12 protein-coding genes are annotated in these 13,675 nt (G+C 60.2%); 10 read left to right on the forward strand and 2 right to left on the reverse strand.

What is annotated here, in order from left to right:
• The first annotated feature begins 325 nt into the window (after nt 1-325).
• Together KG722_RS11370 and KG722_RS15175 are read left to right on the forward strand one after the other, a co-directional pair.
• Nucleotides 326-1,651 carry a sulfatase-like hydrolase/transferase gene (locus KG722_RS11370; RefSeq protein WP_300998449.1) on the forward strand — a complete coding sequence of 442 codons (1,326 nt, stop codon included), beginning with the start codon at nt 326-328 and terminating at the stop codon, nt 1,649-1,651.
• A 2-nt stretch (nt 1,652-1,653) separates the two neighbouring features.
• Nucleotides 1,654-2,016 (forward strand): hypothetical protein, encoded by a 363-nt coding sequence (locus KG722_RS15175; RefSeq protein ID WP_300998450.1) that lies wholly within the window; start codon nt 1,654-1,656, stop codon nt 2,014-2,016.
• Nucleotides 2,017-2,235: 219 nt separating this feature from the next.
• Here the strand turns inward: KG722_RS15175 and KG722_RS11375 are convergent, their stop codons facing one another.
• Nucleotides 2,236-2,811 (reverse strand): hypothetical protein, encoded by a 576-nt coding sequence (locus KG722_RS11375; RefSeq protein ID WP_213271888.1) that lies wholly within the window; start codon nt 2,809-2,811, stop codon nt 2,236-2,238.
• Nucleotides 2,812-2,909: 98 nt separating this feature from the next.
• Nucleotides 2,910-3,356, reverse strand: coding sequence for a DUF6491 family protein (locus KG722_RS11380; RefSeq protein ID WP_213271889.1), 447 nt, complete (start codon nt 3,354-3,356; stop codon nt 2,910-2,912).
• Nucleotides 3,357-3,527: 171 nt separating this feature from the next.
• On the opposite strand from KG722_RS11380, the gene KG722_RS11385 reads away from it, so the two are divergent.
• From KG722_RS11385 to KG722_RS11420, 8 genes are all read left to right on the forward strand, one after another.
• On the forward strand, nt 3,528-4,253 hold the full coding sequence (locus KG722_RS11385; protein WP_213271890.1) for a response regulator: 726 nt from the start codon (nt 3,528-3,530) through the stop codon (nt 4,251-4,253).
• Nucleotides 4,253-5,626, forward strand: a complete 1,374-nt coding sequence (locus KG722_RS11390; RefSeq protein ID WP_213271891.1) for an ATP-binding protein — start codon at nt 4,253-4,255, stop codon at nt 5,624-5,626. The genes KG722_RS11385 and KG722_RS11390 overlap by 1 nt, the downstream gene beginning before the upstream one ends.
• Nucleotides 5,627-5,701: 75 nt before the next feature.
• Nucleotides 5,702-6,178: a hypothetical protein gene (locus KG722_RS11395; RefSeq protein WP_213271892.1), complete on the forward strand. Its 477-nt coding sequence runs from the start codon at nt 5,702-5,704 to the stop codon at nt 6,176-6,178.
• A gap of 42 nt (nt 6,179-6,220) precedes the next feature.
• Complete coding sequence (locus tag KG722_RS11400) at nt 6,221-8,950, forward strand: efflux RND transporter periplasmic adaptor subunit (RefSeq protein WP_213271893.1); 2,730 nt, start codon at nt 6,221-6,223, stop codon at nt 8,948-8,950.
• Nucleotides 8,947-12,060, forward strand: coding sequence for an efflux RND transporter permease subunit (locus KG722_RS11405; RefSeq protein ID WP_213271894.1), 3,114 nt, complete (start codon nt 8,947-8,949; stop codon nt 12,058-12,060). The genes KG722_RS11400 and KG722_RS11405 overlap by 4 nt, the downstream gene beginning before the upstream one ends.
• Before the next feature lie 12 nt (nt 12,061-12,072).
• Complete coding sequence (locus tag KG722_RS11410; protein WP_213271895.1) at nt 12,073-12,426, forward strand: hypothetical protein; 354 nt, start codon at nt 12,073-12,075, stop codon at nt 12,424-12,426.
• Nucleotides 12,423-12,971, forward strand: a complete 549-nt coding sequence (locus KG722_RS11415) for a hypothetical protein (protein WP_213271896.1) — start codon at nt 12,423-12,425, stop codon at nt 12,969-12,971. The genes KG722_RS11410 and KG722_RS11415 overlap by 4 nt, the downstream gene beginning before the upstream one ends.
• A 146-nt stretch (nt 12,972-13,117) precedes the next feature.
• The coding region (locus KG722_RS11420) for a hypothetical protein (protein ID WP_213271897.1) at nt 13,118-13,675 on the forward strand (558 nt) is incomplete at its 3' end.

Raw genomic sequence — 13,675 nt, forward strand, 5'->3', positions numbered from 1 at the left:
CGGATTCCAAACAGCTCCCCCGGCGACGCTGTCGAGGGTGCGGACTTGCTGAAGTATCTCCAACTCGCCGGTCAGGGCCCCGCGGGGCACGTCTAAGGTCAACCTCGTAAAGCGGCTCGCTACAGTCCGTATCAAGAAAGCCGCAATTTACCAGTCGATTGGCCCCGAGCTGCGCAATAAGATCTATCGTTCTTTGGACTGTGATAGCACTGCAGGTCCCATTGACTTGTTGAATTGGAAACGCGTTAATGTGATCAATTAAGCTTGAATATTCCTCAGCGAATTCGGGAACACCCGGGCGGTGACGGGGGAGGGCAAAAAGCACATGTGGAAACGTATCCTGATTGGCCTGATCGCTGTTCTGATCGGGGCCGGGGCCCTGGCTTGGTTCAATCGCAAGGCCATAATGTTCCATATGGTCCAAAGGGCGGCAAAGGTTGAGGTCGCCGAAAACAGACCCATTGAATGGCAGCAGGGACCGCCGAGCGCGGGCTCCGATCGGTCTCAGGGGCCCCCGAACGTTATTTTCATCCTCGCCGATGACCTGGGCATCAATGATATTTCAACATTCGGGGGCGGCGTTGCAGATGGCCGCGTTCCTACCCCCAATATCGACCGTCTGGCTGCCAGCGGCGCGATCTTTACCCAAGCTTATGCAGGCACCGGAACCTGCGCGCCGTCACGCGCCATGCTTATGACTGGGCGCTATCCGACCCGCACAGGCTTTGAGTTCACGCCGATGCCTACGGGCATGCCGCGCATCGTGGGAATGTTGTCTGAGGGCACGCAGGAGGGATCCGGGCTTCCGGCAGGGACAGCGAATCTCGATGCCCCCGGCGATACTCAGGAGTTCGAATTTGCCGAGATGGGCCTGCCGACAGAAGAGGTCACAATCGCTGAAGTGTTGGGCCGCGAAGGTTATCATAATGTCCATATCGGCAAATGGCACCTCGGCCGGGCAGAACGATTTCGACCTGTCGCTCAGGGTTTTGATGAAAGCCTGTTGATGGCCAGCAGCTTGTATCTGCCTGAAGATCACCCCGAAGTTGTCAACGCGAAGCTGGACTTCGATCCGATCGACAAGTTCTTCTGGGGCATTTTCCAGTATGCGGCCGAATTCAACCGCGCAGGTGAGCCGTACGCGCGGGACTGGTTCGAGCCGGGTGGCTATCTGACCGATTACTGGACCGACGAAGCGCTGAACGCGATCGAGGCCAACAGGAACCGCCCATTCTTCCTTTATCTTGCCCATTGGGGGCCGCATTCGCCGCTGCAGGCGACGCGCGAGGATTATGAAGCCGTCGGCGACATTGAGCCCCACAGGTTGCGCGTCTATGCGGCCATGATCCGCGCCGTCGATCGTTCGGTCGGGCGCATTCTCGACAAACTGGACGAAGAAGGTCTTGCGCAGAATACGATCATTGTCTTCTCGTCAGACAATGGAGGGGCGGGATATATCGGCCTGCCAGAGGTGAACGCGCCGTATCGCGGCTGGAAGATCACCCTGTTCGAAGGCGGAATTCGCGTACCCATGTTTGTCTCATGGCCGGGACAGATTTCCCCGGAACGCGCATTGATACGCCCGTCGCCCATGTTGATGTCCTGCCGACACTGGCGGCGGCGGCCGGTGCACCGCTTCCGGAAGGCGTGACCTTGGACGGGCAGAACATTCTGACCGAGGCGCTCGGAACGGGCGAGATCAGCCGGAAGGATGATGCGCTTTACTGGTCGAGCGGTTTCTACCGGGTGGTGCGGGCAGGGGACTGGAAGCTGCATTATAATGGTCGTCAGGACCGCACCTGGTTGTTCAACCTCGCTGAGGACCCGACCGAGCAGGTCAATCTCGCGGAGACGCACCCTGAAGACCGCGCGCGTCTTGAGGCGCTCATGACGGCACACTGGTCCGACGCCGTTCCGCCGCTTTACCCACATCAGACTGAAAGTCCGATCTGTATCGACAAAACGATCGTCGATCGGCCTTGCGAAAACGACGAGTACGTTATCTGGCCAAATTAGCGCCTTTTGAACGTAACGACAAAAAAGGGTGATCGCAGCAAGACGAGCTACAATCCTCCGCGTCTCGATAGTAGTTTCGGGCTGATCCGCTGCAGCCTGCTCTCGGTGCAGATCGCCTCGACGGTTTTGAACGCGGCTTTGATCAGAGGACAGGCGCCTGCCCTGATAGACTCACCGGCAAAAAAGATCTTTGTCTTCCATTTCCGCTCGGAGGAGCTTTTAGCCACGCCGCCCGCCGCGCCGGCACATTTCGCTGACCTTGTTTTGCATTTCCTGTCGAATTTCGGATTCGATCTGGCTACGGACGGCCTGCGTGTCGATACCCGTACCATCAATTTTCACCAGCAATTCGGTACGGTTGAGCATACCGTCCTGGTTGGCGTCCAGACGCAGGAATATCTCATCAAAGGTCGTATTAAACTCGCTTAAAGAGATGCGGCCATCTAGGTCGCGGTCGAAATGCAAGCGGCCAGGAACAGACTCTTCAGTCCCAAAATTGGTTCGCGACCAGTCTGCGAACTCGATCGGGCTGAGATGTGCACTTCCATCGGCATCGCTGTTGGCGAAGCTCTCGGTTGCGCTGTCAAGCATTTCCGCGTGACTGATACGCGTGTCGCGATCGACATCGAGGCCGGCCAGGAACAGTCCCAGGGGCATGACAACCTGCGATCCATTCAGGTCTTGCAGTGTTCTCGTCGGACCAGCTGAGACCGGCCGTGGCGTGAGCGTTTCAGGCGAGCTGCCGCAAGCCGTCAGCGCCATGGCAGCTAAAAGGAAGGATGAATTGCGGGTCACAGCTTGCTCGTTGTCGCTTCAATCAATTGAGGTGCTATTCTCAGGAGCGATCCGCAGTCATAGGGACCAGAAGTCCTCACGGCCGCTGCGCAGACACCCTAGTTTTCGCCAGCCGTTGCCTGATCCGAGGGCGGTGCCTTGGCTTCCTCATCCCATTCGTAGAGTGCCGTGATCACACAGCGTTCGCCGCTGCGTGGGCGTCCGGTGAAAACATTGTCGCCGCGAGAAAGACAAGACGAACCGGACGCACTGCGTGTCGCGATCGCCGCAAAGGCGGAGTCTGGGTCGCAGGCGCCAGAGAGCTCAGCCATGTACCATTCGCCACCTGCTTCCATAAGAATGATGTCATCTCCGAGCGCTTTCCAGCTATTGCTACCGCGCGGACATACCCGTGTTACTGCCTCGCCTTGTCGGGCAGTGACCTCGGCATCGATGAGGGCCTGAGCCTCTGCGCGGGCGGCTTCCTGCTCCGGTGATGTGGCGCATGCGGCCAGCAGGCAAACACCAAGCAGGGCGCCCAATCCGAGGGAGATTTTGGATGACATGGGGTTACCTCCTTCTGAAAAACTACAGGAGGCGTGTTAGGCCGGTCCGATTGCTGTGATTTGCTGAAAATGACCCAGACTATTGCACAATGTTGCCGATCGTCTTTGTGCGGCAACCAAGCGTCACAAAATCGGCATGGCGAGCCCGCGCCCGTCCGGTTAATAGAAGTTATGACAGCTTCTCATCGCATTCTCGTCGTGGACGATGACGCCGACATCCTCAGCCTCCTGGAAGGCGTGCTCGGGCGCAGTGGCATGATCGCCAGGACAGCGCGCAGCGCGGCCGCGGCCGAGCAGGCTTTGGAGAGCTTCCCGGCCGACCTGATCGTGCTCGACCTGATGATGGAGGGCGAGGACGGCTTGTCCTTTTGCCGGCGGCTGCGAATGCAGTCGAACGTGCCGATCATTATGCTGACGGCACTCGTCGAGGACGTGGACAGAATTGTCGGGCTGGAGATCGGCGCCGACGACTACCTGTCCAAGCCTTTCAATCCGCGGGAATTGGTGGCGCGCATCAAGTCGGTCCTTCGCCGCGCGCGGGACGACAAGCCCTTAGAGGACAAGGGCGGCAGTCTGGTCTTCGCTTTCGGCCCCTTCAATCTCTCTCCAGCGCAGATGTCGCTGACACATCAAGATAGCGGTCCTGTTCAGCTCACCTCTGGTGAATTTGCTTTGTTGCTTGCCCTTGTTGAACGCGCCCCCCGGGTGCTCTCGCGAGATCAGTTGCTGGACCTGTCCCGCGGCGCTGTTGCCAATCCCTTCGATCGCAGCATCGATAGCCAGATCAGTCGTCTGCGCAGCAAGATCGAGGTCGAGCCGCGCTATCCCGAATACATCAAGACAGTTCGGAATCTTGGCTATGCTTTTGCAGCAAACGTCGCTCGGGTGACGCATTGATGGCCTGGCTCAAGCGAGCCTTCTCCTCTCTGATTGTGAGAATCACAGGGCTGACCCTTGCGGCGCTCATGATGGTGGTCGCCGCTCTCTTCTTTCTGATGCAGACAGAGCTTTTGACGCAGGCGCTTTACCCGCGTGCCCTGACCGACAATGCTGAAAACATTGCTGAACTGGTCTGGCTCGTGGAGACGTCGCCGGATGATACCCGGCCCTTCATTCTTTCAGCCTATGGGGGAGGGTATCGCTCTGCAGCAATCAGCAATGATTTTGCAGGCGAGCTGCGATCGCACGCAGGTTTAAGAACAAGACTTGTGATGAGCGAGAGCGAAGTGGCCTGGCGCCTGAGGGACCGAGACATCCGCTTCGAAGCGCTCGGCTTGGCGCGCCTGCAATCAAGGCTCAAGGAGACCGGCGGAAATCCGATCGTTGGAACGGCTGCGCTTCAGATTGCCATTGAGCTCGAGGACAGGCGGATCTTGAACATCTGGCTCGCCCCTGCGCAGACACTTGGTCGCCGGCCGATCGCGCTGATCGCTGCAGGCTTCGTTCTGGTATTCTTGGCCACGGCTCTGGGCCTCGCGATTGCCTCAGTGACACTCGGCCCAATCCGCCGGCTCGAGCAGGATGCTGCGCGCGTGGAATTGGGCGATGCCGGCCCCGGTGTCTCGGAGACGGGACCATCAGAGTTGCGCAGGGTTTCAGCTGCGCTCAACCGGATGCGAGAACGTCTGAACGGGCTGATCCAGGAGCGCGAACAGATTGTCGCTGCCATTGCCCATGATGTGAGGACCGGGATCACCAGGATCCGCCTGCGCATGGATGAACGCGGAGAGGTGTCAGCCGATGAAATCGAGGCAGATGTCGCCCAGATGGAGGCCTTGATCACAGACATGCTCGCCTATGCGCGTGCCCAAAGTCCCACAGGCCCGCAGGAACTTGTCCGCCTCGAGAAATTCATCAGAGATGTGGCCGACGCTGCGCCCCACCCCATCGACGTTTGCTTGCCGCCGGACGACGATTTCATCATTGTCGGCGATCCGGTCGCCCTACGCCGGTTGTTCGAAAACTTGATCGAGAACGCCCGGCGCTACGGCGGCGGTGAAATCACAGTTAGGGTTGACGCAACTCATGACGGGCGGGATGTGCGCATTGAGGACAACGGTCCCGGCTTGCCGGACGACCAGCTCGAGACGGTCTTCCAGCCTTTCCAGCGTGGCGAGAACTCGCGCAGTCGCGCCACAGGTGGAGCAGGCCTCGGCCTCGGCATCGCCCGGGGCATCGCGAAGGCCCATGGCGCGGCATTGCGCATAGAAAACCGGCCAGAAGGCGGCCTCGTCGCGATTGTACACTTTCCCAAAAACTTGCGGACATAGCCGGGCGGCTTATTGGCAATATTTCGCCATAAACGGTTTCAGCCCCGCCAAACTGCTCAAACCTGGAGTGTGTATATGCCTTCCATCAGCAAAAAAGTTGAAAGGTATCCGTCAATGACTATCAAAACGAAATTCCAATCGAGCCTCTGTGCCATGGTCGCAGGTGCGGTGATTTTCGCTGCGGCGGGCACAGCATCGGCCCAGACAATCGAGCGTCTTGCCGAAGCGGACGCCAATGGTGATGGAAATATCACATGGCAGGAAATGCTCGACGCGCGTAGCGCCATGTTCGCGCGCCTCGACCGCAATGGCGATGGCTTCATCGATTCTAAGGATAGCCCGCGGATGGGGCCCATGAAGGCTCGTTTCGAAGAGGCGCTGGCAGGCCTTCAGGGTGCTGATGTGAACGGCGACGGACGTGTTTCGAAGAGCGAAATGCTCGAGGCCCCGGCTCCGCTGTTCGAGAAAGGCGACACCGATGGCGACAAGGTTCTGAGTGCAGCCGAATTGTCAGCGCTTCGGGCGGAGGCGTCTAAGGCAAAAAAATCCTAAACCGCGATCCAGCGCGCCGGGCATGAGCTTTGGTGCGCTGCGTTGTTTGGCCCGGGTCGGATCTTCGGCGGACGAACCGGCGCGCTACCGCTTGGGGGGGGGTACAGCATGGAGAGTTTTCAAGGGCATCGAACGATCACAGGCCTTGTTCTGTGCTTGGTAGCGGGCGGCTGCGCGCTGACCCCGGCGCCGGAGACGCCGCAACTCGTCGTCGGCATCCGCAAGAGTGAGGGGTTCGACCAGCTCCGCGCCAAAATCTCATCGCCTTCAGACCCCCAGGCATGGTGGCTCGATATCGGCGGCGAGGAACTCGGCGAACTCGTCAGTATCCTTCGCCGCGACTCCCTCGTCCTTCACGAAGCGCGCTTGCAGGCGGATCAGACCCTGGAGGCTGCAAGGATCGCACGCGGCCAGCGGCTGCCCTCCTTCGCTGCGATTGGAGAGATCGGAACCAGCAGGACACCTGGGCTGGGCGGCGACTTTTCATGGTCAGAGGCTTACACTGCCGGCGTCCTTACGGATTTCAACACAGACGTCTTTGGTGGGCTTCGCGCCGCCAAGCGGTCGGCTGAACTCAACGCCATCGCGAGTGAGCTTTCGGTCCAGGCAAGCGAGCAGCGGGAAATTGCATTTCTGGCGCGTAGCTGGGTCTCGGCGGCAACACTGAAACGCCGCCTCGACCTTGCCCGGCGCACAGCGGACACCTTTCGCGCCACGTATGAACTCACCAGCCAGCGCTACGAGGCCGGATCGACGAGTGTATCGGCGAGCGATGTTCAGATCGCGCTGCAGAACCTGGAAACCGCGCTGGTTGACATTCCGCAGATCGACACCGACCTCACCCAGCAATGGTTTGCGATCGACGAACAACTGGCGCGTCTGCCAGGGCAAACGAGGACATCCTTCACCGGTATGTTGTCTCTTTCGGAACCGTTCGAGGCGCCAGTGGGGCGTCCGGCTGAAATACTCTCCCGCCGCCCCGATGTCGCAATCGCCGAAGTGCGCTACCTGGCTGCTCTTGAGGATGTCGGCTCGGCGCGTGCCCTACTTTATCCTGCGATTTCACTCAGCGCATCGCTGACTTTCCAGGCCGATACGCCGAACGAGGTGTTCGACTGGGATCGGCATATCGCCAGTCTCACAAACTCTCTAACGGCGCCGATCTTCCAAGGTGGACGGCTGAAATCTCAGGTGCGCCTTGAAAAATCGCGGGCCGAGGAATTGGCGAACGCCTTCGCGCGGACAGCCCTTGCCGCAGTGGTTGATGTAGAGGTCGCGCTTGCCGAACTCGCTGGCCTGCAGGAGCAGAAAGACCGACTGGAAGCCGCCCTGGCGACCGCAATTGTGTCCAATGAGCTCGCGCAGGGGCGCTACCGGCAGGGATTGGCTTCAATTTTAGCCGTGCTGGAGACCCAACGCAGCCTCAATGCAGCCGAGCAGAATATCATCCTGACCGACCAGGCCATCGCCAATGCCCGGATTGACCTCTTCCTCAGCCTTGGCGGCGACTGGACGGGTGAGATGTCCGCCCCGAGCCAATCGAGAATTCCTCATCCTGACTGGGACGATACCATGTCTGAACCTGATGATTTGCTCGCTGGATCCGCTCCGGAAGCACACGCCAGAACGGGCCATCTGAACGGCATACTGCAGGTCATCCTCGTCATCGGGGTCCTCGCGGCCGGCCTGATTGCCAATCGTGTTCTTTCGAGCATGTCGGCGGCGCCGCAGATCCGCGCCGCTGGTTCGTCCGGCTTGGCAGCCAGCGTCGTCCAGCCAGAAATCGGTGACACCCGGATCCGGCTTCTCGAAACCGGAACAGTGCAGGTGCGTAACTCCATCGAACTCAGTCCCCAAGTGGGCGGGCGTGTCGTATGGGTCAATCCGGCGCTGGCCTCTGGCGGGACGTTCCGCAGGGGTGAAGTCCTGTTTCGCCTCGATGACGCCGATTATCGCGCCGCGATCGACCGGGCCCGCGCGGATCTTGCCGCCAGACGGGCCGATCTACAGGTCGAACAGGCAGAAGCCGAAATCGCAATTCGGGAATGGGAACTCGTCAACCCCGGCGAGCCGGTCCCTTCCAATGTGGCGCGCGAGCCGCAACTTGCCCGGACTGAAGCTGCTGTACGATCGGCGCAAACCTCGCTCGCCGATGCTGAACGGAATCTCTCTCGAGTCAACTTCTCGCTGCCCTTTGACGGGCGCGTGCAGGCCACGGCCGTGGAGGTCGGCCAGAACCTCATGGCCGGACAGTCTTACGGGCGGGCCTATGAAGACGGCGGGATCGAAGTCTCCGTCCCGATCAATGCGGCACTGATGGAAGCCTTGTCGCCGTTGAACGGGCGCGAGGCGATCGTGCGGCCGCGCCAGGTTCTCACGTTGCAGGGGGATGTGACTTACGCTGCGACTGTCACGCGCGCAGATGCCGAGCTTGACCCTCAGACACGGCTTGCGCGCCTGACGCTTGAATTCACCGAACAGATTCCGCTCCTTCCAGGTGACTTTGTGGATGTGGAAATCACCGGTCCTGTCGTGACCGGCACATACCGGTTTCCCGAGGCCGCACTGCAGGAGAATCGTAACGTTTGGGTGATTGAAGACGGCCGTCTGGCCCAGCGCCAACCGCAGCTGGTTTTTGTCGATGACGGCGTGATTTCGACGCTCCCTTTCGATACGGGCGAGGGCATCGTCGTTGGTTCGCTGAACGATCCTGAGGAGGGTGATCCGGTCGTTGCCGTGGGAGACGCGCGCGCCGATGGGGTGCAACCATGACCCAGGGCACGTCCGAGCCGCGCGGCATTATTGCCTGGTTCGCGCAGAACAGCGTGGCTGCCAATCTCCTGATGTTTGCGATGCTGATCGGCGGTCTCATCGTCATGGGACAGACAAAGGCCGAAGTGCTGCCCGAAATCGATCCCCGGATCATATCCGTCACAGTGGAGTATCCGGGCGCAACGCCTACTGAGATTGAGGACGCAATCACCAGGCGGATCGAAGACGTTGTCATGGGACTGGAAGGTGTCAAACGCGTCAGTTCCACTGCGTCGGAAAATGTCGGCTCCGTCACGCTGGAGCTCAGCGATTTCGCAGATGCCCGGTCCGTGAAGGAAGACGTTCAATCGGCGGTCGACCAGCTCGCAGACTTTCCGCCGGCCGACGCCAATGAGCCCCGGGTGACGGTGGCCGAAGCCGTGTCATCGGTGATGCGCCTAGCGATTGTGGGCGATGTGGGCGAAAAGTCGCTTAAACAAACTGCAGAGACTCTGCGGCGCGACCTCCTAGCTGAGGACGGCATCAGCATGGTGACCCTGCAGGGATCGCGCGATTACGAGATCGCCATAGAGGTGTCAGAGGATGATCTCAATGCGTACGATCTGCGCATCGAGCAGGTCGCAGCGGCGGTGCGAAGCGCGTCGGTTAACCTCTCCCTTGGCTCGGTGCGCACTTCGGGCGGCGATGTTCTCCTGCGCACCGACACCGAGGCACATGATGCCGCTGCCCTTTCCGACATTGTGGTGATCAGCGACCGCGATGGTCGGCGTGTCCGACTCGGAGAGATCGCTACGATCACGGACGGTTTCGTCGAAGTCCCACTGATCAACACCTATAACGGTCAACCGGCGGTTTTTCTCCAGATTGACCGGGCCGGCGACGAGGATGCCTTTGACGTGCGGGAAGCGGTGGCCGCCTTTCTTTCGAGTTATTCACCGCCCACGGGTATCGAAGTGATTGGGGTAGGCGATTCGACTGAAATCATAGGCGACCGGATCAACCTCCTGACCCGTAACGCGATCATGGGCCTTGCCCTTGTCTTCGTGTTCCTGGCTCTGACACTCGATCTCAGGCTCGCCTTCTGGGCCAGTGTCGGAATACCATCAGCATTCCTCGGTGGCTTCATCCTGTTCGGCCAGTTCGCCACGATAAACATGACATCCCTCCTGGGGCTGATCGTTGTGCTCGGCATCGTTGTTGATGACGCCATCGTCGTTGGCGAAAACATACATGAGCAGCAGCAGCGTCATGGCGCTGGGGTCCTGTCGGCGATCCGCGGAGCGCAAGGCGTCTTCGTGCCGATACTGGTCGGCGTTACGACGACGATGATTGCCTTCGCGACCCTTTTGCAAGCGTCCGGCACGATCGGTCAGGTCCTGCGACCGGTTCCGATCGTGGTCCTTAGCGTGTTGTTCCTTTCGCTGATCGAAGCCTTCCTGATCCTTCCCGGACACCTAGCGCATGGCAAGGACTGGAGCAGGGGCGCGATGTTGCACCTCAAGACTGGCGTCCAGAAAGGCATTGACGGGATCGCGAACAGCGTTTTCGTTCCGCTGGCCCGGCTCAGCGTACGTTTTCCCTATGTCGTCATTGCAAGTGCTTTGGCCTTGCTGATCGCGACATCCGGGCTCTTGTCGGGCGGGCATATTCGGTTCGTCTTCTTCCCCACTGTGGAGGGCGACGAAATCACGGTCGCGCTCGAAATGCCCGCCGGGACCCCCTTCGAACAGACCGCAGCGGCCATGGACCAGGTGATCGATGCGCTCGAAACAGGAATTGGCGGAGAGGACGCGGGTCTCTACCGCTCCCTGTCTGTCACCGTCGGTGGCAGATTGTCCTCGGGATTTGGTGCCAGCGGTACCGAGCAGCGCACGGAACTCGCCGTCGCGACGCTGGAACTCGCTCCGGCCGACCAGCGCGATCTCACCTCGGCCGAAATCGAACGGCGCTGGCGGGCCGCCGTCGGACAGGTACCGGGGGTGAGATCGCTCACCTTCGAATCGTCTGGGCTTTCGGCGGGCGCGGATGTGAGCTTCAACCTTTCCCACTCCGACGATGATGCACTGCTTCAAGCGGTGAAAAGACTGACAGCGGACATGGAAACCATTGATGGCGTCAGCGAAATCGAAACGACGGCCCAGCCGGGCAAGCGTCAGATCGAGTTTGCCCTCACCCCTGCGGGGATCGCAGCCGGCCTGACGGTGGACGATCTCGCAAGAAGTATCCGCCGGTCCTATTTCGGTGAAGAGGTTGAAAGGTTCCAGCGGGACGGCGAGGAAATTGAGGTTTTCATCCGCTTCCCTGAGAACGAACGCCGCAGCCTTGCGGATCTAGTCCGCCTGCGCATTCCGCTGCCTTCTGGCTCAGAAGTGGCGCTGAGCACTGTCGCAAGCTTTGAGGAAACACGAAGCTTTGTCACGATCGACCGCGTCGACGGGCAGCGCGTCATCTCGATCAGCGCCGACGCGGACGAAGCCGTCACCACGCCAAACGCCGTGACAGCCCTCATCGAAGACCAATTTCTGGAACAGTTGGCAGCAGACTATCCCGGGCTCAGCGTTTCCCTGGAGGGCCAGGGGCGCGAGCAGGCGGAGGAAATGGCGGGCCTCATCCGGAATTTCCTGATCGCTATGCTCGCTATCTACGCCCTGATTGCCAGCGTCCTGCGTTCCTATTTCCAGCCGCTTGTGATCATGGCGATCATTCCTTTTGGCCTAGTGGGCGCGATCTTCGGGCACATGCTGCTTGGGTTTGACCTGTCCTTTCCGTCGCTGTTTGGCGTGGTCGCCCTGTCCGGCGTGATCATCAATGACAGCATCGTGCTCATCGACTATTTCAACGAGCGCGAAAAAGAGGGCGGGAGCCGGCTGGACAATATTGTCGAAGCCGTGCGGCGGCGGTTCAGACCTATCCTGATCACGACGATGACCACTTTCATCGGCCTCATCCCGATGATTTCGGAGACCAGTATCCAGGCGCAATTCCTGATTCCCATGGCGGTCAGTCTGGCATTCGGGATCCTTTTCGGCAGTATACTGATATTACTGCTCGTACCAGCCTGCCTCGCGCTTGGTGCAGGCAAGCGTTCATTCCATCCGGCCCACTCTTGAATGGAGACTTCCATGAAACTCGCCTCGATCAGCCTGCTCGCCGTTCTGGCGGGTTGCGCCACGGCCAGCCATGCCGATCGGGAAACGCTCCTCGCTGCGCCCATCAATTGCGCCACGGCGCAGACCGACATTGCTGCGCTCGAAGCCGCCATGCCCTCGCGGGGCGAGCGCGCCCGCTCGGCTGTTCAGTCCGTCACGCCCGTTGGTGCCATCGGGGGCGTCGTGTCGGGCACCTATGATGAGCGACTTGGGGTCCTCACCGGAGCTACCGAGGAAGAATTGTCGGCCCGGATCGAGGCAATTCAATCTGAATGCACACTCGCCGATGCACCGGACACAGGCCAGAAAAAGGAGAACGCGAAATGATTCCATCCAGCCATATAGTCGCTAGCAAAGCCGCGCTGATCGTGTTGCTCAGCGGGCTTAGCGCTTGCCAGACGACCTCCCCGGCGGAGCAAGCAGATACGCCTGCGCACATGGCCGCCGCGCCCGGCGAGATGACCGGTGAGGGCTGGTACTATCCTCCAATTTCCAGCGAGGAGACGCCGGATATACGATTTGGCAAGATGGCCGGCATTGGTCCGGAAGAACGGCAGTTCTTTACCGACCAAGTGAACCTCACCGCCAGCACGCCCGGCCGGACGTTTCCAATCGTGGCACAAGCGGTCGGCGAAAACCGGGAAACGCTTGTGTTTCTCTATCTCGACGCCGAAGGGCCGATGACGCCCTATCTGGCGCGCGCCATCCTTGCGCGTCTGACCTCGGTGATGCGCTCTGCGCCTGCCATTGCAGAAATGGGGCTCAGCAGCGAATTCGATATTTACAACACGGCCGCTGTGCTCGGTTTCGCGCAAATCATTATTACAGATGGCCGCGATTTCTCCCACCAGGCCAAACTTCGGGAGAGCTGAGCACAGGGTTGGCAACGTTTCGCAACAACACGTTGCCGGACCGGCAAAGCCCGGCAACGAGCCTGGGATAAAGAGACCCTCCCGCCACGCCGATGCCAAGGCCGGGCACGCCTTGCCAACAGGGTGCAACATTGAGGAGCAGATCCATGAAAATCACCAACCGCCTCGTACTTTCGATTGCGGCCTTCGCGACCCTTTCAAGCTTTGCCGTGGGCGCTCCCGCTGAGGCTCAGAATGAGCAGCAGCGCGAAGAACGTCGCGAAGCCCGACGCAATGCAGACCCCGTCAGCCGTTCGGGTGAAGTAACCACGCCTCGAGGCGAATTCTCCCGCAGGATCGAAGCGGATATCGACGCGGAGGGCGAGCGCGCATACCGTTCCCGTACAGTGACCGGCCCGGAAGGGCAGACAGCGGGCGTCCTGGGCGAAATCACACGCACGGAAAATGGCACAAACACATCGCAAGTCTTCACCGACAGGGAGGGCGACACGGCCGGGCGGTCTTTGTCGCGCTCAGTCGGAGATGATTCCTTCACGCGCCAGCGCGAGGCTTATACCCGCTCGGGCGAAACAGCGTCCGCCAGTGACACGATCGAACGCACCGAGGACGGCGCAACGCGGTCGAGTGCATTTGAGACAAGCACCGGTCGCGGCGGCGCTGTCGATTCTGAAGTTGCCCGATCCGAAGACGGCGGCAGTTTCAGC

The sequence above is a fragment of the Hyphomonas sp. genome, assembly GCF_018402285.1.
Lineage (GTDB): Bacteria > Pseudomonadota > Alphaproteobacteria > Caulobacterales > Hyphomonadaceae > Hyphomonas.